This window comes from Micromonospora thermarum, assembly GCF_012034245.1.
Classification (GTDB): domain Bacteria; phylum Actinomycetota; class Actinomycetes; order Mycobacteriales; family Micromonosporaceae; genus Micromonospora; species Micromonospora thermarum.
In genome coordinates, this window is record NZ_JAATEO010000009.1 from 145,281 (window position 1) to 167,509 (window position 22,229).

At 72.1% G+C, this 22,229-nt stretch carries 20 protein-coding genes; 11 read left to right on the forward strand and 9 right to left on the reverse strand.

The features are described 5' to 3' along the window. Positions 1-63: 63 nt before the first annotated feature. Positions 64-2,040 carry an ABC transporter ATP-binding protein gene (locus tag HCJ94_RS10805; RefSeq protein ID WP_168000890.1) on the forward strand — a complete coding sequence of 659 codons (1,977 nt, stop codon included), beginning with the start codon at positions 64-66 and terminating at the stop codon, positions 2,038-2,040. A 23-nt stretch (positions 2,041-2,063) separates the two neighbouring features. Here HCJ94_RS10805 and mug read toward each other — a convergent pair whose 3' ends face one another. The 6 genes from mug to HCJ94_RS10835 form a co-directional block, all read right to left on the reverse strand. Next, a complete protein-coding gene (gene mug, locus HCJ94_RS10810; RefSeq protein ID WP_168000836.1) occupies positions 2,064-2,627 on the reverse strand; it encodes a G/U mismatch-specific DNA glycosylase in 564 nt (187 codons plus the stop codon). Next, positions 2,627-3,388: an SDR family oxidoreductase gene (locus HCJ94_RS10815; RefSeq protein WP_168000837.1), complete on the reverse strand. Its 762-nt coding sequence runs from the start codon at positions 3,386-3,388 to the stop codon at positions 2,627-2,629. Before HCJ94_RS10815 ends, mug begins: the two co-directional genes overlap by 1 nt. Before the next feature lie 88 nt (positions 3,389-3,476). Next, positions 3,477-3,926: an SCO6045 C-terminal-like domain-containing protein gene (locus tag HCJ94_RS10820; RefSeq protein ID WP_168000838.1), complete on the reverse strand. Its 450-nt coding sequence runs from the start codon at positions 3,924-3,926 to the stop codon at positions 3,477-3,479. Next, positions 3,923-4,741 (reverse strand): MbnB/TglH/ChrH family RiPP precursor modification enzyme, encoded by an 819-nt coding sequence (locus HCJ94_RS10825; protein ID WP_168000839.1) that lies wholly within the window; start codon positions 4,739-4,741, stop codon positions 3,923-3,925. The genes HCJ94_RS10820 and HCJ94_RS10825 overlap by 4 nt, the downstream gene beginning before the upstream one ends. Next, positions 4,738-5,637: a TIGR04222 domain-containing membrane protein gene (locus HCJ94_RS10830; protein ID WP_168000840.1), complete on the reverse strand. Its 900-nt coding sequence runs from the start codon at positions 5,635-5,637 to the stop codon at positions 4,738-4,740. The genes HCJ94_RS10825 and HCJ94_RS10830 overlap by 4 nt, the downstream gene beginning before the upstream one ends. 117 nt (positions 5,638-5,754) lie before the next feature. Next, positions 5,755-6,327 (reverse strand): TetR/AcrR family transcriptional regulator, encoded by a 573-nt coding sequence (locus tag HCJ94_RS10835; protein ID WP_168000841.1) that lies wholly within the window; start codon positions 6,325-6,327, stop codon positions 5,755-5,757. Positions 6,328-6,419: 92 nt separating this feature from the next. Between HCJ94_RS10835 and HCJ94_RS10840 the strand changes: the two genes are divergently transcribed. From HCJ94_RS10840 to HCJ94_RS10850, 3 genes are all read left to right on the forward strand, one after another. After that, positions 6,420-7,289, forward strand: coding sequence for a carbon-nitrogen hydrolase family protein (locus tag HCJ94_RS10840; RefSeq protein ID WP_168000842.1), 870 nt, complete (start codon positions 6,420-6,422; stop codon positions 7,287-7,289). A gap of 61 nt (positions 7,290-7,350) precedes the next feature. Then, a complete protein-coding gene (locus tag HCJ94_RS10845) occupies positions 7,351-7,995 on the forward strand; it encodes an HAD family hydrolase (RefSeq protein WP_168000843.1) in 645 nt (214 codons plus the stop codon). Between the two features lie 236 nt (positions 7,996-8,231). Further along, the gene (locus HCJ94_RS10850; protein WP_168000844.1) at positions 8,232-9,167 is read left to right on the forward strand and encodes a serine protein kinase RIO; all 936 of its coding nucleotides are present in this window, start codon (positions 8,232-8,234) and stop codon (positions 9,165-9,167) included. Between the two features lie 111 nt (positions 9,168-9,278). Here HCJ94_RS10850 and HCJ94_RS10855 read toward each other — a convergent pair whose 3' ends face one another. Continuing rightward, positions 9,279-9,533, reverse strand: coding sequence for a DUF2630 family protein (locus HCJ94_RS10855; protein ID WP_205801027.1), 255 nt, complete (start codon positions 9,531-9,533; stop codon positions 9,279-9,281). 526 nt (positions 9,534-10,059) lie between these two features. Between HCJ94_RS10855 and HCJ94_RS10860 the strand changes: the two genes are divergently transcribed. From HCJ94_RS10860 to HCJ94_RS10890, 7 genes are all read left to right on the forward strand, one after another. Then, complete coding sequence (locus HCJ94_RS10860) at positions 10,060-11,403, forward strand: cytochrome P450 (protein WP_168000891.1); 1,344 nt, start codon at positions 10,060-10,062, stop codon at positions 11,401-11,403. Positions 11,404-11,412: 9 nt separating this feature from the next. After that, positions 11,413-12,318: a terpene synthase family protein gene (locus HCJ94_RS10865; protein WP_168000846.1), complete on the forward strand. Its 906-nt coding sequence runs from the start codon at positions 11,413-11,415 to the stop codon at positions 12,316-12,318. After that, on the forward strand, positions 12,308-13,927 hold the full coding sequence (locus tag HCJ94_RS10870) for a prenyltransferase/squalene oxidase repeat-containing protein (protein ID WP_168000847.1): 1,620 nt from the start codon (positions 12,308-12,310) through the stop codon (positions 13,925-13,927). The genes HCJ94_RS10865 and HCJ94_RS10870 overlap by 11 nt, the downstream gene beginning before the upstream one ends. Positions 13,928-14,106: 179 nt before the next feature. Further along, the gene (locus HCJ94_RS10875; protein ID WP_168000848.1) at positions 14,107-16,521 is read left to right on the forward strand and encodes a sensor histidine kinase; all 2,415 of its coding nucleotides are present in this window, start codon (positions 14,107-14,109) and stop codon (positions 16,519-16,521) included. Between the two features lie 14 nt (positions 16,522-16,535). Beyond that, positions 16,536-16,955, forward strand: coding sequence for a roadblock/LC7 domain-containing protein (locus HCJ94_RS10880; RefSeq protein WP_168000849.1), 420 nt, complete (start codon positions 16,536-16,538; stop codon positions 16,953-16,955). An 8-nt stretch (positions 16,956-16,963) separates the two neighbouring features. Beyond that, the gene (locus tag HCJ94_RS10885) at positions 16,964-17,341 is read left to right on the forward strand and encodes a DUF742 domain-containing protein (protein ID WP_168000850.1); all 378 of its coding nucleotides are present in this window, start codon (positions 16,964-16,966) and stop codon (positions 17,339-17,341) included. After that, a complete protein-coding gene (locus HCJ94_RS10890; RefSeq protein ID WP_168000851.1) occupies positions 17,322-17,933 on the forward strand; it encodes a GTP-binding protein in 612 nt (203 codons plus the stop codon). Before HCJ94_RS10885 ends, HCJ94_RS10890 begins: the two co-directional genes overlap by 20 nt. A 116-nt stretch (positions 17,934-18,049) precedes the next feature. Here the strand turns inward: HCJ94_RS10890 and HCJ94_RS10895 are convergent, their stop codons facing one another. Then, entirely contained in the window at positions 18,050-19,072 is a 1,023-nt protein-coding gene (locus tag HCJ94_RS10895; RefSeq protein WP_168000852.1) for an AraC-like ligand-binding domain-containing protein, read from the reverse strand. Positions 19,073-19,311: 239 nt separating this feature from the next. Further along, on the reverse strand, positions 19,312-22,164 hold the full coding sequence (locus HCJ94_RS10900; protein WP_168000853.1) for an aconitate hydratase: 2,853 nt from the start codon (positions 22,162-22,164) through the stop codon (positions 19,312-19,314). Between the last annotated feature and the right edge of the window lie 65 nt (positions 22,165-22,229).

The following is a 22,229-nucleotide window of genomic DNA, read 5'->3' on the forward strand; positions in this document are numbered from 1 at the left end:
GGGAGAATTGACCTCAGGCGGTGCGGTCGGCCCGACGACCCGGAGGTGAGCGTGTCCAATCCGATGTCCGGCGGTGGCATGGGCGGGTGGAGCATGCTCCGGTCGATGCGCAACCGGGACGAGATCTCCACCCACCGGCTCCAGCGGGGGGTCGCCCGGCGGATCGTGGCCTTCGCCCGGCCGTACCGGCGCGACATCGTCGTCTTCCTGGTGACCGTGGTGCTGGCCGCCATGATCGGTGTCGCCACCCCGGTGCTCGCCGGTGACGTCATCAACACCATCAACCGGGGCGGCTCCGACGCCGGTGGCACGGTCGTCCGGCTGGCGCTGATCATCGCCGCGCTGGCCGTCGCCGACGCGCTGCTCTCCCTCGCCCAGCGGTGGTATTCGGCCCGCATCGGCGAGGGCATCATCCTCGACCTGCGCACCCGGGTCTACGACCACGTCCAGCGGATGCCGCTGCAGTTCTTCACCCGTACGCAGACCGGCGCGCTGGTCAGCCGGCTCAACAACGACGTGCTCGGGGCGCAGCGTGCCTTCACCTCGACGCTGTCCGGCGTGGTCAGCAACGTCATCCAGTTGGTGCTCACCGCCGCGGTGATGTTCACCCTCTCCTGGCAGATCACCGCGCTGTCGCTCGTACTGCTGCCGATCTTCATCATCCCGGCGCGCCGGGTCGGCCGGCGTCTCGCCGACATCACCCGCGAGGCGTACAACCTCGACGCCAAGATGAACGCGACGATGACCGAGCGGTTCGGCGTCGCCGGCGCGCTGCTGGTCAAGCTGTTCGGGCGGCCCGACGTCGAGGCGGACCGGTTCGCCGACCGCGCCCAGCGGGTGCGCGACATCGGCATCCAGTCCGCGATGTACTCGCGGACGTTCTTCGTGGCCATGCTGCTGGTGGCGTCGCTCGCCCAGGCACTCACGTACGGGCTCGGCGGCTGGCTCGCGGTCACCGGCAGCGTCAGCGCCGGCACCGTCGTGACGCTCGCGCTGCTGCTCACCCGCCTCTACGGCCCGCTCACCGCCCTGTCCAACGTCCGGGTGGACGTGATGAGCGCGCTCGTCTCCTTCGACCGGGTCTTCGAGGTGCTCGACCTCCAGCCGGGGATCACCGAGAAGCCGGGCGCCGTGCCGGTGCCCCGCGGCAACGGCCGGGTCGAGTTCCGGGACGTGCGCTTCCGCTACCCGAGTGCCGCCGAGATCTCGCTGGCCTCGCTGGAGGAGGTGGCCACCCTCGACCGCACGGTCAGCGAGCCGGTGCTCAAGGGCGTCTCGTTCACCGTGGAGCCGGGTCAGATGGTGGCCCTGGTCGGCCCGTCCGGCGCCGGCAAGTCGACGCTGTCGATGCTGATCTCCCGCATCTACGACGTGACCGACGGCCAGGTGCTGGTCGGGGGCGTCGACGTCCGCGACGCCACCCTCGACTCGCTGCGCGACGAGATCGGCGTGGTCACGCAGGACTCGCACCTGTTCCACGAGACCATCGCGGAGAACCTGCGCTACGCCAAGCCCGGCGCCACCGACGACGAGCTGTGGGCGGCCCTGGCCGGCGCCCAGGTCGCCGACCTGGTGCGCGCCCTGCCGGACGGCCTCGACACCGTCGTCGGCGAGCGGGGCTACCGCTTCTCCGGCGGTGAGAAGCAGCGCATCGCCATCGCGCGGCTCCTGCTCAAGGCCCCGTCGATCGTGATCCTCGACGAGGCCACCGCCCACCTCGACTCGGAGAGCGAGGCGGCCGTGCAGCGGGCGCTGTCGGTGGCGCTGACCGGGCGGACCGCGCTCGTCATCGCGCACCGGCTCTCCACCGTCCGGGACGCCGACCAGATCCTGGTGCTCGACCAGGGGCGCATCGTCGAGCGGGGCCGGCACGAGGAACTGGTCGCGGTCGGCGGGCTCTACGCCGAGCTGTACCGGACGCAGTTCGCCGTCGCCGACTCGCCGGCGCCGTACCAGGACGCGACCGGGCCGGAGCCACTGGCGGTGCCGATGCGCTCGTACCTCGCCGACGAGGCCCTGCCGCCCGCCGCCGCCAACTGACCGGTCCCGCCGCCGACCGGCCCTCAGCCGGCCGTGACGGCGGCCCGCAGCTCGCCGAACGCGGCGCCCAGCGACTCCGGGGTGAAGTGCGCGTTCAGCCCACTGGGGTTGGGCAGCACCCAGAGCCGGGCGCCGGCCAGCGGCTCCGGCTGCGGGCCGAAGGCCGCCTTCGGTCGGGCGAACCCGATCCGGTACGCGGTCACCCCGACCACCGCCACCCACCGCGGCCGGTAGCGGGCGACCTTGCCGGCCAGGATCTCCGCACCGGCGACGAGTTCGGCCGGCGTCAGCTCGTCGGCCCGGGCGCTGGCCCGCGCCACCATGTTGGTGATGCCCAACCCGTAACCGGGCAACTGGTCCTGCTCACTGGGGTGCAGCTGCCGGGGTGTGAACCCGCCCCGGTACAGCGCCGGCCAGAACCGGTTGCCCGGCCGGGCGAAGTGCCACCCCGTGGCCGCGGACCACAGGCCGGGGTTGATCCCGACGAACAGCACGTCCAGCCCCGGCGCGATGACGTCGGCGAGGAGGCGGTCCGCCGCGGCCGCCAGCTCCGCCTTCGTCGGCCGCGGATGGCGGGGGACGGCCATCACAGGCCCCGCAGCGCGCCGCCGTCGACCGGCAGCGTGATCCCGGTCAGGTAGCTCGCGGCGGGGGAGAGCACGAACGCCGCCACCCGGCCGAACTCGGCCGGATCGCCCAACCGGCGCAGCGGGATGTCCGCCTCCGCCTCGGCCCGCGCCCGCTCCGGGTCGCCGGTCGCGGCGAAGAGCTGCACGTTCCGGTCGGTCATGATCCGTCCCGGCAGCAGCGCCACCACCCGGACGCCCCGGGGCCCGTACTCGTCGGCGACGTCCTTGGCGACGCCGGCCAGACCGGGGCGCAGGCCGTTGGAGATCCCCAGGCCGGACAGGGGGCTCCGGGCGGAGGTGGACAGGACCAGCCCGATCGCCCCGCCGCCGGCCAGCGCGCCGGCGACGGTCCGCACCGTCCGGACCGTCCCGAGGAAGACCGTCTCGAAGGACCGGCGCCACTGCTCGTCGGTGACCGACGCCGCGCTGCCGAGCGGCGGACCGCCGACCGAGACCAGCGCACCGTCGATCCGCCCGTACGCGTCGAGGGCCGCCGACACCAGGCGTTCCGGCGTGTCCGGGTCGGCCAGGTCGGCCGCCACGCCGACGGCGTGCCCCGGACCGCCGAGGCGTCGGGCGGCGGCCTCGACCGCGTCGGCGTCGCGGGCGGAGAGGACCACCCGGGCCCCGTCGGCGACGAGGCACTCGGCGGTGGCGTAGCCGAGCCCCCGGGAGGCGCCGGTCAGCACGTACACGCGATCGGTCAGTCCGAGATCCATGCGCCGATCCTGCCGCACCGGCGGGCGGGACGCCCGGCGGGCGCGGTGCGCTCCGCGGCCGGCCGGCGCCGCGGGCCGGGCCGTGGGGTCAGCGGCGCGCGGGGCGCAGCAGGCGTACGCGACCGGCGAGCTGGACCGCGACGGCGCCGCCCGCGCGACCCCAGGCCGGCAACGGGCGCGGACGTGGCGCTGCCTGCCCGTCGTAGCGGTGGCCGGCCTCCCGGGCGGCCAGTTCCTCGGCGCCCAGCGGCGGCAGCGTCCCCGCGTCGCGCAGGTGGCGCGCGAAGTCCCAGCCGTCGCGCAGCGAACCCGCGCCGGGCCGCCCGTCGGCCCAGTGCAGGAAGAGCTCGGGCCAGCGGGCGCCCAGGCCGGCGGCGAGCAGCGGCCAGTGCCGGGCCACCTCGCCGGCCCGCTTGCGGAGCAGGGCGGTACGCGCGGCGGCCACCGGCTCCGCGGCGAAACCCGGCGGCAGCGGCGCCCCGGCCACCAGCGCGGCGACGAGCGCGGCCTGCCGGGCGGCCAGGTCACCGGTGCTCACGTGACCGCCGGGAAGCCCGACGCGGCGGCGAGTGCGTCCAGTTCGGTGCGGAGCACGTCGGCCGGCGGGTAGTGCCCGTCCCGCTCCAGCAGCAGGGCGGGCGGCCGCCGCCGGGCGCACAGCTCGCCCACCAGGTCCAGGACCGGGCGCGGCACCGGGTCGGTGTGCGTGTCGTGGTAGAAGCCGCCCTGTTCCGCCCCGCCGGCCACGTGCGCGTACGCGATCCGCTCCAGCGGGAGCCGGTCCAGCAGGGCGAGCGGGTCGCCGCCCCGGTTGCGGGCGTTGGCGTACACGTTGGCGACGTCGAGCAGGAGCAGCGCGCCGGTGCGCTCCAGGATCTCGGTGAGGAACGCGGCCTCGTCCAGCTCGTCGTCGGGCCAGTCGAAGAGCGCCGCGATCGGTTCCAGCGCGATCGGCACCGGCAGCTCGGCCTGGGCGCGGGTGACGTTGGCGCAGACCGCCGCGACGGCCTCCCGACTGCGCGGCAGGGGCAGCAGGTGCCCCGCCTCCAGGCCGCCGGCGCGGACGAACGCGATGTGTTCGCTGACCAGCGGCGCGCCCGTCAGGTCGGCGACCGCGGCCAGGTGGGCCACCCGCGCCGGGTCGATTGCCTCCGCGCCGCCGAGCGAGAGCCGCACCCCGTGGGGTACGACGGTGACGCCCCGTTCGCGCAGGGCGGCGAGCCCGTCCGGGAGCGGGCCGGTGGCGGGCACCGATTCCGCGATGACCTCGACGAAGCGCAGCCCGGGCAGCTCGGCGACGAAACCGGCGATCTCCGGCCGCCAGCCGATGCCCACCCCGGCCGGCCCGGTCATCCCCCGCACCCGCCACCGCCGCAGCCGCCCCCGCCACCGCAGGAGCTGCCGCCTCCGCTGTCGCCGCCGCCGCACCCGCCGCCTCCGGACGCGCCGCCGGCGCTCATCGCCTGCCGCTGGATCTCCGCCTGCTCGGCGAAGCCCGGGTCCATGGCCCAGAGGGTGGCCGTGCCGAAGAGGGCGACACCCATGGCCGCGCCGGCGGCGCCGTACGTGGAGTAGGCCGGCGCCGACCGGGGCGCCAGGTACGTGTGCTCCCGGCGCAGCTGGCGCAGCTGGCGGTCGGCCGCGCGGGTGCGCCAGGGCCGCCGGAACAGCAGGATGGTCACGAAGAGCAGCGGGAACTGGATCAGGAACAGCCAGCCGACCGGGCGGTCGTTCGCCACGCCGGCGAAGAACCGCAGCGTGCCGACCGCCAGCAGGGCGACCAGCAGCATCGGGCCGAGGCGCAGGGCGGCCCGCCGTTCCGCGGTCAGCGCCAGGCCGCGCTGCTCCAGAGCGGTGCGGAGCTGGTCGAGGGCCGACCGTACCCACTGGTCCTGACGCAAATCCCGAGTGTGGACACCGCGGCCCGCGGCGACGTGGATCGCCTGGTCGAGCGGGGTGACGCCGGCCGGCAGTGGACCGCCGGTGGTGAGCCGCCGACCGCGTGCGCTGATCGCCCCGCTGCTCCGCAGCCCGCCGAGGGAGGTCCAGACGGCCAGCTGCTCGCCGCCGTTGAGGTACGCGACCTGCTGGGGGCCGAGCGGGCCGGCGTCCGTCGACTCGCCGCCGAGCACGCGGGCGCGCTGGACGAGCGTGCCGATGACGAGCACGGCGGCGGCCAGCAGGTAGAGCCGGAGGAAGACCGGGCCGGGGATGCCCCAGGTGTCGCTGGGGGCCGCGAGGACGGTCATGTGCTGCTCCTGTCGCGAGGGGGATCGCGGCCCCATTGTGGAGCAGCGCCGCCAGCACCCGCCGCGCGTGAGGGCGCAGTTACCGGACCGCAACGCGCGGAGGCTCGCGCACACCGGTCAGCGGCGGCGGACCGCCTCCTCCACGAGGTCTAGCACCGGGCCGAGGTCACCGGCGGGCCGGCCCATCGCCAGGTGCAGGACCAGGCCGTCGTACGCCAGCTCGAGGAACTGCGCCAGCACGTCGATCGGCACGTCGTCGCGCAGGACGCCGGCCTCCCGCTGCCGCACCAGGCGGTCGCGGGTCGCCTCGGCGATGGCCGCGGACCGCTCCGCCCACCGCTTGGCGAACGCCGGATCGGTCCGCAGCCGGCGGGACACCTCCAGCTGGCTGCCCAGCCAGCCGGTCGTGTCCGGCGAGACCGCCCGGGCCAGCAGGTCGCGCATCACCTGGACCAGGCCGTTGCGGGCGACCGTCTCGACCATCGTGGCCGCGTCGTCCTCGGCGACGGCGAGGAAGAGCGAGTCCTTGTCACGGAAGTGGTGGAAGATCGCACCCCGGGACAGCCCGGTGGCCTCCTCCAGGCGGCGCACGGTCGCGCCCTCGTACCCGTGCCGGGCGAAACAGGCCCGCGCCGCGGCGAGGATCTCCTGCCGGCGCGCGTCGAGCTGGTCCTGACTTACTCTGGGCACGGGTCGATCGTGTCAGGTCACCCCGCGTCACGCAAACCGTACGTACGGCTTGTGGCCGCTCACCCCGCCGGTCCGCCGGTTAGGATCCGCGCGTGACGCCACCCCCCACCGCCCCCGCCCTCCCCGCCGCACCGTTGACCGTCGCGGCGGTGCAGTCCCAGCCCGTCCCGGGAGACCTGACCGCGAACGCGGCCAGCGGCGCGGCCCTCGTACGCCGGGCAGCCGGTGCCGGGGCGCGGGTGGTCGTCCTGCCGGAGCTGTTCCTGCCCGCGTACCACCCGCCGACCCTCGCCGCGGATCCGGCCGGCACGGACGTCACGGCCGACCTGGCGCGGCGCGTCGCGGACCCTCGCCTGGACCCGCTGCGCGACACCGCGCGCGACGGTGGCACCGTCGTCGTGGTCGGCGCGGCGGTCCGGCAGCCCGACGGCCGGCGGACCATCTCCGCCCTGGTGGTGGACCGGGCCGGGGAGGTCCGCGTCGGGTACGACAAGCAGCAGCTCTGGAGCGGCGAGCGGGAGCTGTTCGATCCGGGTGACCGGGGCGCCACCCTGCTCGTCGACGGCTGGCGGCTCGGCCTCGGCATCTGCTACGACGGCTGCTTCCCGGAGCACGGCCGGGCGGCCGCGGCGGACGGGGCGCACGCCTACCTCTGCCCGAGCGGCTACCTGGCCGGCTCCGCGCACCGCCGCGACCTCTACTACGCCGCGCGCGCCCTGGACAACACCATGTTCGTGGTGTTCGCCAACGCCGTCGGTGGCGCCGACCCGTGGCGGTTCAACGGCGGCGCCGCCATCTACGACCCGGAGGGCCGTCCGCTGGCCCGGGGCGCCGACACCGGGGAGGCGGTGCTGGTCGCCACGCTGGACCCGGACGCGCTGGCCCGTACCCGCGCCGCCCACTCCATGCTCCTCGACCGGCTTCCCGATCAGGGGCTCACCCGTTCGTCGTTGACGGCCTGACGGACGGCGACCCGGCACTCGGCCCTGTCGGCGGGACAGGTCGGTCCCGTAAGGTTCCCGAGTGCCGCTGCTCCTGCTCGATCTGGACAACACGCTGCTCGACCGGGAGGGTCCGTTCCGCGCCTGGGGCGAGCAGTTCCTGGCCAGCATCGGTGCGCCGGCCGCAGACATCGACTGGCTGCTCTCCATCGACGCGGACGGGCTCACCGACCGCTGGGACATCGCCGACGCCATCCGCGACCGGTACGCGCTGCGGATCCCCTCCATCGACCTGGTGGAGGAACTGCACGACGGGGTGGTGGCGTACACCCGCCTGGACCCGCTCGTGGCCTGCGCGCTGCGGATCGCCGACGGCGCCGGCTGGGTGCCCGTGGTGGTGACCAACGGTGCGGTGCGCCAGCAGGACGCCAAGATCCGGGGGACCGGGCTGGACCGGTACGTCGCCGACTGGGTCATCTCCGAGGAAGCCGGTGTGAGCAAGCCGAACCCGAGGATCTTCGCGCTGGCCGCCCAGCGGGTCCGGATGCCGTTGCGGGGAGCCTGGGTGATCGGCGACGGCCCGGAGGCGGACATCGGCGGCGCGGCCGCCATCGGCCTGCCGAGCGTCTGGCTGCACCGGGGCCGGACCTGGACCGACGGTCGGTTCGCCCCGACCTACACCGTGGACGGCCTGATCGCGGCCGTCGCCACGGTCCTCGGCGCCTGACCCGGGCCCGTGGCGGGAGGGCCGGTCCGGACCGGCGCGTAAATCGGTTGCCCCGCCGGCCGCCGGCGGTGAGCATGGTGCCGCACCCGCACCGCCGCCGGCCGTCGCCAGCGGTCGTCGTGCGTCACGCGAACCCGGGCCGGACGCCCGGTCGAGGAGAGGGGGTCGGTCATGGCCGTCTTCGCAGGTCGCTTCCACCTGCCTCCAGCAACCTCGACCAAGGGACTCTCACCGCAGTGCGCGATCACGACCTTCCGGCGCCGGAGCGCCGTACCCGCGGCAAGCGCCGCTTCGACGACGACGAACCACACTTCCTGAAGCGCGGCCGGCCCGCCGAGCCGCTGCTCACCGACCCCGACACCGAGCCGGACCCGGAGACGGGGGAAACCTGGTCCTCCTGGGACGACGCGGTCCACGGGCCTGAACCGCACCCGGACTGGCTGGTCACCGAGCTGGCCGCCAAGGACATCGACCTGGGCGTGCTGAAGACCGGCAAGGAGGCCGACGTCCACCTGGTTCGCCGGGCCGTACCCGGCACCGACCGGTCCTGCCTGCTCGCGGTCAAGCGGTACCGGGACGCCAACCACCGGCTGTTCCACCGGGACGCCGGCTATCTGGAGGGGCGCCGGGTCCGCCGGTCCCGGGAGATGCGGGCGATGACCGGTCGGACCTCGTTCGGCCGCCAGATGATCGCCGGGCAGTGGGCGGCGGCCGAGTTCGCCGCGCTGAGCCGGCTCTGGGAGATCGGCTCGCGGTACGGGACGATCGCCGTGCCGTACCCGGTGCAGCTGCGCGGGACCGAGCTGATGCTGGAGTTCCTCGGCGACGCCGACGGCGGGCGCGCCGCCCCGCGACTGGCCCAGCTGCGGCCCGAGGGGGAGGAGCTGCGCGACCTGTGGCGGCAACTCGTGGACGCCCTGGTCGTTCTCGCCCGCGCCGGCCACGCCCACGGTGACCTGTCGCCGTACAACCTGCTGGTGCACGCCGGGCGCCTGGTGCTCATCGACCTGCCGCAGGTCGTCGACCTGGTCGCCAACCCGCAGGGCGCCGAGTTCCTGGCCCGGGACGTGCGGGTGGTCGCCACCTGGTTCGCCGCGCGCGGGCTGCCGGCGGCGCAGGCCGACCCGGCGGCCCTGACCGAGCTGCTGCTGGATGAGGCTGGCCTGCGCTGATCGGGATCCCCCCGGGCGGCAGGCCAGGCCGCCCGGGACCGCGCGACGGTCCGGCGCCGCCCACGAGGGCAGCGCCGGACCGCCGGGCCGGTCGCCGAGGCCGTCGGCCCCTCACTGGAGGTAGCGCTCGACCTCCGGCACCGGGCGTGCGCCCTGCGCGTCGGGATCGCCGTGGGTCGTCCGGGCGGCGCGCCGCCGGCGCAGCAGGTCCCAGCACTGGTCCAGGGACTCCTCCAGCTCACGCAGGCGGGTGCGGGCCTCCTCGTCGGTGCCCACCTCGTTGGCCTGGGCGTCGGCGCGGAGCCGATGCTCCTCGTCGACCAGCTCGGAGATCCGCTTCAGGATGGTCTTGTCGTCCATGACCATGAGCCTGTCACAGGGCGCCCGGGAACGCCCGCGATCGGACCGGGCGGGGCCGGTTGGCTCCCGGGCCGGTACGAGGTGGCGAGGAGACGTGGCGGCGCGAATTGTTGCGGGAGCAAACGCTGCCCCGTCAACTACCAGTCTGAAGTCCGAAGCCCGCACGCTGGCACGGGTTGCAAGGGGCCGGAAGACTGCTCGGTTGGTATGGACACAGACCGAACCCGGTCGTTACCGAGGATGGCGACGAACTACACTGTGGATCGCCGAGGGCAGGTCCCTGCGCGTGCCACGTGGCCAGTCACCGAACCTGCCGTTCACGGTCCAGCGAATGCCTTGCGGGCCGCCGCTCCCGCCTCCGCTCGCGGGATCCAGAGTCGTCGGGTGACGAAGATGATCATCCATTGCGTGAACTGAGTTACAACTTGCACACTGACTGTGCTGCAACTTCCACCGGGCGCCACAAGGCTTACCGGCGGGGCGGCAGGGGAGGGGGATCGGGTTGACGGCGCCGCGGACCAAAACCAAGTCCATTCCCGCCCGGAAGGCCCTACCGTGGCTGATCCGCGACACCCACCAGGCGCTCGTCGACATCGCCAACCGGTCCGGCGGTGGCGCCGTCCGCGTCGGGCTCGGCGTCTCGAGCGCCTACCTTGTCACCAATCCCGACGACATCCAGCGGGTGCTCGAGCAGGCGGACGTCTACCCGCGCCCGGGCGACACCGCGCTGTGGCGGTCGGTGCGCAAGCTCGTCGGCGACGGCATCCTTGCCGAAGGCGACACGTGGACGGCCAGCCGGAGGACACTGGCTCCGCTGTTCCGAGCCACCCGCGTCGACGCCTTGGTCGGCACCATGGCCGAGGCCATCGAGGGGTCGGCAGGCCGGCTGGACGAGGCGGCTGCGACGGGAACGCCAATCGACATCGGTGCGGAGCTGTCTCGCATGGTTGCCGCCGCCATCATGCGGGTCTTCTTCGCCGACCGGGTCTCTGTGGACTCCGCCCTGCGAATCATGGCAGCGCAGGAGGTGATCGTCACCTCGATGGCGCCGCGCCTGCTCGCACCCTTCGTGCCCTGGTGGATCCGGCTGCCTGGCGACCGACAATTCCACGCAGCAGTCCAGGCCATCGACGACATCCTCCTCCCAGTGCTGCGCGAGGCGCTCCAGCGACCGGGCGACGGTGACGATGTCCTGTCGACCCTCGCTCGCGCCCGCACGGCCGACGGGCACGCGTTGAGTGAGAAGCAGATGCGCGATGATCTCGTGTCGATGGTCGCCGTCACGACCGAAACAACGTACGTCGTGCTCACCTGGCTGTGGCCGGTCCTCGCCAACCATCCGCACATCGCCGCCCGGCTCTACGACGAGATCGATGAGGTCGTGGGCCGGAACCCCGTCCGTGCCGACCACCTGCCGAACCTGGCCTACACCAAGATGGTTCTGCAGGAACTCCTCAGGCTCTACCCCGCCGGATGGATCGTGCCCCGCCGGGCGGCCGCCGCCGACGTCCTCGGCAGGGTACGGATCGAACAGGGCAGCACCATCGTCCTGTCCCCGTACGCCACCCACCGTATGTCGTCCCTCTGGGGGCCGAACGCAGAGGTCTTCGACCCCGAACGCTTCGCGCCCGGGCGCGAAGGGGCGGAGGAGCGGCACCGCTACGCGTACTACCCTTTCGGCGGCGGGAAGCACCGGTGTCTCGGCGAGCACCTGTTCAACCTCGAGGCCATCCTCATCGTGGCCACGCTGCTGAGCAGATTCCGGTTCACCCTGACCGATCCCGCCCTTCCCGGCACGAGGGTAGCCGCTTCCCTTCGCCCTGCCCGTCGCGTCAAAATGATCTTGACGCCCCTCGAACGGACCGCCGCACGATAGGAGCCGCCCGTGCCCCCATCCCTCCTCAACGACGGATTCGCGGCCGCGTCCGACCAGGGACGGATCTGCTCGGTCGCCGCGCGGGGCCAGCGTGACCTGCAGCAACAGGTGAAGGTCTATCCGAGCCTGTTCCCTAACCCGCCGGTCGACGACGCCATGCTCAGCGCCCTGGCGCTGTCCACGGCGTTCATCGCCCCGTGGTGCGGCGCGGGGCAACTGCGCATCGCCAACCGCGCCTCCCTCTGGGTCACCGCCGAGGACTGGCAGATCGACAACGTGGCGACCGCGCTGGACGACGTCACCGCGACGGTGTCCGCCTGCGTGGCCGTCGCCGGCGGCGCCACGCCGGCGGCCGGCGACGAACTCGCTCAGTTCCTCGCCGACATCCGCGACGAGTTGGCCGCCAGCGCCGCGTTCGCGGCGGTGCAGCCGCTGTGGATCGACGAGGTCCGTCGGATGCTCACCGCGGACGCGCGGGAGTGGCGGTGGCGCGCTGCCCGGGCTGACGACGAGACGCAGGTGCCCACGTTCGCCGAGTATCTGGCCAACGCGGACAACTACGGCGCCAGCTTCGTGAACGCCTCGCACTGGATCGCCACCGGTGACGAGCAGACGCTGAACCACCTCCCCGAGCTGCTCGCCGTCAGCCGTGCGGTGCAGCAGGTCCTGCGGCTGGTCAACGACCTGGCCAGCTACGAGCGGGACGTCAAGACCGGCGACCTCAACTGCCTCATGCTGGGCGTCGACCGGGTCGAGGTCGAGCGGCAGGCCGCCGACCGGATCGGCCAGTGCCGCGCCCTCCTGCAGAGCCTGCACGGGTCGTGCCCGCAGCAGGCGCTCTATCTCGCCCGGGAGATCGGGTTCACGACCGGCTTCTACCACGGGACCGACTTCTGGGGGAGCCATGAGCGCTGACCGCCAACCCCAGACCCCGCTGCTGGCCGGTCCTGCGGCCGGCCGCCGCAGCCGCGCCGCTGATGACCTGCTCACGGCGATGGCCCTCGAACCGGCCGGCCAGGTCTCGCCGTCGCTGTACGAGACCGCCCGGCTTGTCAGCCTGGCCCCCTGGCTGACCGGCCATGCGGAACGCGTGCGGTACCTGCTCAGCAGCCAGCGTGCAGACGGCGGATGGGGGCCGCCCGAGGGGTACGCCCTGGTGCCGACGTTGAGCGCGGTCGAAGCCCTCCTCGTGGTGCTCCGCACGGCGCCGGCGGTCGATCCGCTGACCCGGGCCGTCGATCGTGGACTGCAGATGCTCACGCGGTGGCTCAGCGCGGCGCGTTCCATCCCCGACACGCCCGCGGTCGACCTCATCGTGCCCGCGCTGACCGCCGCCATCAACCGGCACCTCACCCGGGCGGACGCGCCGCCGGCGCTGAGGCATTGGCGGGCAACCCCGCGCCTGCGCCTCCCCAACGGGATGGACGACCGTCGACTCACGGCCGTCCACGGCCTGATCGGCGCCGGCCGGGCAGTGCCGGAGAAGCTGCTGCACGCCTTGGAGGTGGTCGGCGCGCTCGCCCGTGGCGCCCAAGGCGTCCGGCCCACCCCGTCGGGCGTCGTGGGCGCATCGCCGGCCGCCACCGCCGCCTGGCTGGGACCGCCTGACGCCGGTGAGCGGCATCCGGGCGCATGCGCCTACCTGGAGGGCGTCGTCCACCAGCACGGCGCGCTGGCGCCCTGCGCGACGCCGGTCACCGTCTTCGAGCGGGCCTGGGTCGTCGCCACCCTCACCCGAGCGGGTATCGCGGTCGCACCGGCACCGCACCTGATCCGCACCTTGACCGCAGACCTGTCGCCCGCCGGCATCACGGCCGGGCCCGGGCTACCGCCGGACGCCGACACGACGGCCGTAACGTTGTATGCGCTCACCCGTCTCGGTGTCCACGTCGACCGGGAGTGCCTGTGGCGGTACGAGACGCCGGATGGCTTCTGCACCTGGCCTGGCGAAGACGGCTACTCGGTGACCACCAACGCTCACGTCCTCGATGTCATCGGCCAGCACCTTGCCACGCGCCCGGACGCCCAGCCGCGCTATCGGGCAGCCGCCCGTCGCCTGGTCGACGCGCTGCAACAGCGTCAGCAGCCAGACGGCAGTTGGCTGGACCGCTGGCACGCCTCCCCGTACTACGCCACGATGTCCTGCGCCCTGGCTCTCGCTGAGGTCACCGGCCCGCCCGTAGCCGTCACGTCGCTCACCAGGGCAGCGGACTGGGTCGTCAGCAGCCAGCGCGCCGACGGCTCGTGGGGTCGCTGGGAAGGCACGGTGGAAGAGACGGCGTACGCGGTGCAGGTGCTCGCCGCCGTCGGCCGCGGCCGGCCCGGCGCCGAGGAGGCCATCGAGCGCGGCGACGCGTACCTCGCGGCGAACTCCGCGGCGCAGGACGTGGGGCCCGCGCTCTGGCACGACAAGGACCTGTACCGCCCCACCATGATCGTACGGGCGGCGCTGCTCGCCGCCCGGCACCTCGCGTCAGGTTCTGACTCGGCCCGGTTCCAGCCGGATCTCTCGCTGACCGGATGACGAGCGACGTCGATTCCTCGAACTCCCCTCGGCGGCTTCACCTGCTGTAACCGTTGATTTACGCCCCGACCTTGAGCGGTGAGTCAGACAACTGCTAGCGTGCCCCGGTCTGCACACTCGAATCGCTTGTACGGCAAGCATTGTCGGCAAGTTGCTGATGTCCGGCATGGGACGGTCTAATGCGGTCTCGCAGCACGAATCTGCGCGCGAAAGTTGTTGCTCTCCTGCTGTCACTGGTCGCGCTGTGGGCATTCGCCGCCTGGGTGACAGTCCGAGACGGAGTGAACCTGCTCGGGGTCCAGGCGGTCGACAGTCAGATCGTCGGACCAAGCGAACCCCTGCTGCTTGAGCTACAGGTCGAACGCCGGTTGTCCACCGCCCAACTCGGCGGGGGCAGCCCGGACCGCGCGAAAGCCCTCGCCGCCAGCCGGATGAAGGTCGACGCCGCCGCGGCGAGGTTCAGGTCGACGGCGCAGAGCTGGCTGGCCGAACTGGTCAGCAGCGCCGAGGCCGAAAGCACCGTCAACGCGGCCATCGCCGCGTTGGACACTCTGCCCGCCACCCGTCGGTCGATCGACAACCGCGACCTTGGTCGAGAGCCGGCCGCCCAGGCGTACACCGACCTCATCGACTCCCTGTTCAAGCTGTATGACGTCGTCGGCGGCCTCGACGACCGGGAGATCGAGGCGGACACGCGCCACCTGATCGAGCTCTACCGGATCCGAGAGCTGATCTCGCAGGAGGACGCCCTGCTGTCCGGCGCCCTCGCGGCCGGCCGGATCACCGCCCCGGAGAACGTGCGGTTCACCGAGCTCGTCGCGGCGCAGCGATTCCTCACCAACCGGGCATCCGGGCAACTCCGGCCCTCCGACAGGGCCCTGTTCGACCAGGTGGTCGCCGGTCAGGCATTCACGAAGCTCCGCGACCTGGAAGACCGGATCCTCGCTGGCGAACGCGGAACGTCCAAGCTGCCCGTCACGACCCAGGAATGGAACACCAGCACCGAATCGGCTCTGACCGAACTGCAGAGCATGGTGCTCGACGCCGGCGACGCCTTGGTGGAACGTGCCACGCCGATCGCGGTCGGGGTCGTCGTTCGGCTGGTGCTGGCCGCCGGGCTCGGTCTGCTGGCCGTCATCGCCTCGATCGTCGTGTCGGTAACCACGGCCCGTGCGCTGGTCGCCCAGTTGCAGCGCCTCCGCGCCGCAGCCCACCAACTGGCCGACGAGCGGTTGCCCGGCGTGGTCGAGCGGCTCGGCCGCGGCGAGAAGGTCGACGTCGACGCCGAGGCCCCGCCGCTCGACTTCGGTGACGACGAGATCGGCCAGGTGGGCCAAGCGTTCAACCGGGTTCAGCAGACTGCCATCCGCACCGCGGTGGAGCAGGCTGAGCTGCGACGTACCGTCCGGGATGTCTTCCTCAGCCTCGCCCGCCGGACCCAGGCCCTCGTGCACCGGCAGGTCAGCCTGCTTGACGCGATGGAGCGGCGGGAGCAGGACGCCCAGGAACTGGAGGATCTGTTCCGGGTCGACCACCTGGCCGTCCGGATGCGTCGCAACGCGGAAAACCTCGTGGTGCTGTCCGGCGCGACGCCTGGCCGTACCTGGCGCCGCGACGTGCCGATGGTCGACGTCGTCCGCGGCGCCGTGCAGGAGGTCGAGGACTACGCCCGGGTCACCGTCATGCCCCTCGGGTCCGTCGGACTCGCCGGCCGGGCGGTCGGCGATGTCATCCACCTGCTCGCCGAGCTGATCGAGAACGCGCTGTCCTTCTCACCCCCGCACACGGAGGTCCACGTCCGAGGGCAGGCGGTGGCACGGGGCTTCGCCATCGAGATCGAAGACCGCGGGCTCGGCATGGACGACGAGGAGTTCGCGGCCGCCAACGAGCAGATCGCCAGCAACCGCGAGTTCCAGCTGGAGAACGCCAACAAGCTCGGTCTGTTCGTGGTCAGCCGGTTGGCGGCTCGGCACAGGCTCGGCGTGCACCTGAAGGGCTCACCGTACGGCGGCACCACCGCGGTGGTGCTGATCCCGACGGAGCTGATCACCAACGAAGAATCAGTGGCGACCGTGCCCGTCGCGACCCGCCAGGCGGCCACACCTACCGCCTCCCCTGCCGATCCGGCACAGCAAGACCGTGAGCCGGTGCTCGCGTCCGGCGGCCCTGTTGCCGGGACCGAGGCCCCTGCGCAGTCTGCGCTTACGTCGCCGACGCCCAGCCTGGGAGTTCCCGCCGTGCGCCATGACGCGCCACGACCGCCCGCGTCGGCAGACGCCACCAGTGGCCGCACGGCGCCGGTTCAAGCGGCGTCCAACTCGACGCCCGACCTGCAGCCGCGGGAGTCCCACACGCCCGGTGGCCTTCCTGTCCGCGTGCGCCAGAGCAGCCTCGCACCGCAGCTGAGGGACAGCTCCGGCCCGACCGAGGACACCACAGACAGCGATCTGACCAGATCGCCCGATCACGTCCGCCGGATGATGGCTTCGTACCAGAGTGGCAGCCTGCGCGGCCGCGCCGATGCCGAGCGCCTGCGGGACGAGGACGGCGACGCGGGAGCGGATGACTCGGCAGCGCCCGGGACCGAGCGGTAGAAAGAGGATCGAGAGTGGTACAGCACAGATCGAGCGGCGATCTGGCCTTCTTGCTCAACGACTTGGTGGGCCGGGTCAAGCAGGCCGAGCATGCCGTCGTCCTCTCCGTCGACGGACTGCTCATTGCCGCCTCGGCGGGACTCAGCCGCGACGACGGAGAACACCTCGCGGCGATCGCCTCTGGAATCCAGAGCCTCGCCAAGGGCGCCGGCGCGCGATTCGCGGGTGGCGGCGCGGTGCGGCAGACCATCATCGAGATGGAGTCCTCGTTCCTGTTCGTCATGGCCGCCGGTCACGGGGCATGCCTGGCGGTTCTCGCCACGGAGGATGCCGACGTCGGGCTTGTCGCTTACGAGATGGCCATGCTCGTCGGTCGCGCCGGCAGGTACCTTGCTGCGCCGGCGCGGTCGCCCGAACAGCCCGTCAACAGCTAGGGGCCGCCATGACACCGTCCGATACAGAGTCCCTGTGGGTGGATGATGACGCCGGACCCGTCGTCCGTCCCTACGCGATGACCCGGGGCCGGGCCGCTGCAAGGAACCGCTACAACGTGATCTCGCTCGTGATGGCCACCACCCGGGTGGCGCCGTCACTCGAGGTCGGCATCGGGCCCGAGCATGTCCATATCGTCAACCTCTGCCAGCGGCCCCTGGCACTGGCCGAAGTCGCCGCGCACCTCAGCCTGCCCCTAGGAACGGTTCGTGTCCTGCTCGACGACCTGCTCGCGCGACGGCTCGTGCGGGTCACCGAGCCCGCGCCCACCAATCTTCCCGACGACTCCGTATTCGAGGCACTCATCAATGGACTACGAGCTCTCTGAGGGCGACGCCGGGGCCGTCCTGCCCACCGCCATCAAGATCCTCATCGCGGGCGGCTTCGGCGTCGGCAAGACCACCCTCGTTGGCGCCGTCAGCGAAACCAAGCCGCTTCGCACCGAGGAGATCCTCTCCGAGCAGGGCGTCGGGGTCGACGACCTCACGGGCGTCGAGTCGAAGTCGACCACGACCGTAGCCATGGACTTCGGCCGGATCAGTTTCGGCGATGACCTGGTGCTGTACCTCTTCGGCACTCCGGGTCAGGACCGGTTCTGGTTCGTCTGGGACGAACTGGCGCTGGGGGCTCTCGGCGCCGTCGTCCTGGCGGACACCCGCCGCCTCGCCGACTGCTTCCCCTCGGTCGACTACTTCGAACGCCACGGGCTGCCGTTCATCGTCGCGGTGAACTGCTTCGACGGGGCGCGCCGCTACAGCCTCGACGAGGTGAAGGCTGCCCTCAACCTTGACCCGGACGTGCCGGTGACGCTGTGCGACGCCAGGGAGCGGGAATCGAGCAAGGACGTCCTCATCACCCTGCTCCAGCACGTGATGAAGGGCCGCGGAGCGGGCCGCGCACGGCAAGCAGTCGGGTCCTGACCATCTCCTACTCACCTGCCCGATCGGCGTGGCTTGGTGGGCAACGCGGCGTACGACGCCTTCAGGACGGCGCTCGGGCGGCTGCGGCACCTACCCGACCGAGGAGCCGCCGGTCATCAGCCAGCAGCGGATGGCGGAGTGCTGCGTTGGGCAGCGGCAATCAGCCCGCCGGCGTCTCGGTACAGCTGGGGCGACACGCCGAATGTCACGCGGAAGAGGCGACTGAAGTGGGCTTTGTCCGCGAAGCCCCATCGAGCCGCGATGGTGTAGATGGGTCGGTTCCGCAGTGATGGGTCACGCAAGTCGCGGGCACAGCGGTCGAGACGCTTCGCGCGGATGAGTCCCGCTATGCTCCGGTCTTCCTTCTCGAACAGCCGGTGCAGCGTCCGGACGGAGATGTGGTGCGCGGCCGCGACCGCCGTCGGGTCGAGGTCTGGGTGATCGAGATTCCTGTCGATGAACGCGGTGATCTGCGTGCGGAGGGAGCCGTCGCGGACCTCCTCTGCGAGGGTGTCGGCAACGTCAAGCCGCTGCCCGAGCGCTGCGGCCACGAGTTCGCGAGCGACGTTGTCCAGCCGGGCGGCGTCGCCCGCGGCGTACTCGTCCGGGTGGTCGAGGATTCGCTTGACGAACTGCCCGAGCAACGCTCCGAACCCCTCAGTGGCGGGGATGTTGGTCCCGAGCAGCTTGTCGACCTTGTCCGGGTGCAGAGGGATCAGCGCGTGCGGGACGAGCAGGGTCAGGGTCGTCACCTGGTCATTGGTCTGGGCGTCGGCCCGATGGGTCGACATGTGCGGGCGGGATGTATCAACCAGGGCGAAGCTCCCGGCGATGAGTGGGTTCTCCTGCCGTCCCTGGGTCAAGCCACCGGTACCTGACAGAGGCAGCGCCAGGTGGTACATCTCCGGGTCGCTGCTGCGAATCTGCTTCGCCGTCCGCTGCATGTGGAGCGACGGGTACTGCCAGGACGACAGGACGATGTCCCCCAACGCGACGACCCGCGCCTGGGCGCGGAAGTTCCCGGCGTGGTCGCTCTGGACTCGCATGGGCACGGACTCCCGGGCGACGAGGTCGTGCCAGAAGCCGAACCGCTCGCTTTCCGGCAGCACCGCGGTGTCCAGCGATTCGACGGCGAGCATGAGCTGAGCCCCTGTCTCCCTCTTTCCACCCGGCAGTCCGGACATCCGTATCAGCGGAGCGTACCGAGCGGATCCCGTCGCGATGGTGTGCGGGTTGCAGAACATCCCTGCTTGGCGTGATCGCGCGGGGCAGGTTGTGGCGATGATCGCTCGACAGCGCGTTGCGGCTTTCGGGACACCGACCGGTACGGCCAGGGCCCCTTCCCGGTGTCGGGAAGGGGCCCTGGCCGCGTGGTCGGTCAGCTGGCGATCATGCGGCGCAGCACGTACTGCAGGATGCCGCCGTGCCGGTAGTAGTCCGCCTCACCCGGGGTGTCGATGCGGACGACCGCGTCGAACTCCACACCGCTGTCGGTGGTGACCTTGACGGTCCGCGGGGTCTCGCCGTCGTTCAGCGCGGTCACCCCGGCGATCGAGAAGGTCTCGGTGCCGGTGAGGCCCAGCGACTCGGCGGTCTCGCCGGCCGGGAACTGGAGCGGGAGGACGCCCATGCCGATCAGGTTGGAACGGTGGATCCGCTCGTACGACTCGGCGATGACGGCCTTCACGCCCAGCAGCATCGTGCCCTTGGCCGCCCAGTCGCGGGACGAGCCGGAGCCGTACTCCTTGCCGGCCAGGACGACCAGCGGGATGCCCGCCTCCTGGTAGGCCACCGAGGCGTCGTAGATGGTCGTCTGCTCGCCGGTCAGGTGGTTGACCGTGAAGCCACCCTCGACGCCGGGCACCAGCTGGTTGCGCAGCCGGATGTTGGCGAAGGTGCCCCGGATCATCACCTCGTGGTTGCCCCGGCGCGAGCCGTACGAGTTGAACTCGTGGCGCGGCACGCCGTGCTCGGCGAGGTACGTGCCGGCGGGCGAGTCCGCCTTGATCGAGCCGGCCGGGGAGATGTGGTCGGTGGTCACCGAGTCGCCCAGCTTGGCCAGCACGCGGGCGCCGGTGATGTCACCGACCGCCTTCGGCTCCCGCTCCATGCCCTCGAAGTACGGGGGCTTGCGGACGTACGTCGACTCGCCCTCCCAGGCGAAGGTGTCACCGGTCGGCGTCGGCAGCGACTGCCACCGCTCGTCCCCGGCGAAGACGTCCGCGTACGCCGAGCTGAACCCGGTGGCGCCGATCGCCGAGGCGATGACGTCCTGGATCTCGGCGGTGTTCGGCCAGATGTCCCGCAGGAACACCGGGTTGCCCTGGCTGTCCTCGCCGATCGGCTCGTTGGCCAGGTCGATGTCCATCGTGCCGGCGAGCGCGTACGCGACCACCAGCGGCGGGGACGCGAGGTAGTTCATCTTGACGTCCGGGTTGATCCGGCCCTCGAAGTTCCGGTTGCCGGAGAGCACCGAGACGACCGCGAGGTCGTTCTCGTTGACCGCGGCGGAGATCTCCTCCGGCAGCGGGCCGGAGTTGCCGATGCAGGTGGTGCAGCCGTAGCCGACCAGGTGGAAGCCCAGCTTCTCCAGGTACGGCGTGAGGCCGGCCCGCTCGTAGTAGTCCATGACGACCTTCGAGCCCGGCGCCAGGGTGGTCTTCACCCAGGGCTTGCGGGACAGGCCCTTCTCCACCGCGTTGCGGGCCAGCAGCGCGGCACCGATCATCACCTGCGGGTTGGACGTGTTGGTGCAGGAGGTGATCGCGGCGATCACCACCGCGCCGTGGTCCAGCTCGAACTCGGTGCCATCGGCGCCGGTGACCCGGATCGGGTTGGTGACGCGGCCGCCGGATCCCACCGCGGCGGTCTCCAGGTCGCGCGGGGCGTCGGCCGGGTCGCTGACGGCGTTGGCCGGGGAGTCGCTGGCCGGGAAGGACTCGGCGCTGGCCTCGTCGGCGTGGCCCTGCACGCCGTACGGCGGGTTGCTGCGCAGGCCGCCGCGCGGGTCGGCGTCGGTGCCGGTCTGGTCGTCGGCGACGTAGTCGGTCAGGGACGCGCGGAACAGGGTCTTGGCGCTGCCCAGCGGCACCCGGTCCTGCGGGCGCTTCGGGCCGGCGAGGGACGGCTCGATGGTGCTCAGGTCGAGCTCCAGGCGCTCCGAGTACTCCGGCTCGGCGGCCGGGTCGTGCCAGAGGCCCTGCTCCTTGGCGTACGCCTCGACGAGCGCGACCTGCTGCGGGTCCCGGCCGGTCAGCTCCAGGTAGCGGACGGTCTCGGCGTCGATCGGGAAGATCGCGACGGTCGAGCCGTACTCCGGGGACATGTTGCCGATGGTGGCCCGGTTGGCCAGCGGCACCGCGCTCACGCCGGGGCCGTAGAACTCGACGAACTTGCCGACCACACCGTGCTTGCGCAGCATCTCGGTGATCGTGAGGACCAGGTCGGTGGCGGTGGTGCCGGCCGGCATCTCGCCGGAGAGCTTGAAGCCGACGACCCGCGGGATGAGCATGCTGACCGGCTGCCCGAGCATCGCGGCCTCGGCCTCGATGCCGCCGACGCCCCAGCCGAGCACGCCCAGGCCGTTGACCATCGTGGTGTGCGAGTCGGTGCCGACGACCGTGTCCGGGTACGCCTGGCCGTTGCGCTCCATCACCGTACGGGCCAGGTACTCGATGTTGACCTGGTGCACGATGCCGGTGCCCGGCGGGACGACCTTGAACTCGTTGAACGCGGTCTGGCCCCAGCGCAGGAACTGGTAGCGCTCCTTGTTGCGCTCGTACTCCAGCTCGACGTTGCGCTGGAACGCGTCCTCGCGGCCGAACAGGTCGGCGATGACCGAGTGGTCGATGACCAGCTCGGCCGGGGCGAGCGGGTTCACCTTGGTGGGGTCGCCGCCCAGGTCGCGGACCGCCTCGCGCATGGTGGCCAGGTCGACCACGCAGGGTACGCCGGTGAAGTCCTGCATGAGCACCCGCGCCGGGGTGAACTGGATCTCGACGCTCGGGTCGGCCGTCGGGTCCCACGCGCCGAGCTGGCGGATGTGGTCGGCGGTGATGTTCGCGCCGTCCTCGGTCCGGAGCAGGTTCTCCAGGAGGATCTTCAGGCTGTAGGGCAGTCGTTCGTGGCCCTCCACCTTGCTGATCTTGAAAATCTCGTAGCTCGCGTCTCCGACGCGTAGCTGGGTCTTCGCACCGAAGGTGTCGAGGCTCGCCACGTCGTACTCCTTCACACCAGCGACCGTGAGTAGTCCTGAGCAGTCTGTCGCACCGGTCGGGGTGGTGCCCTGCTTAGGCA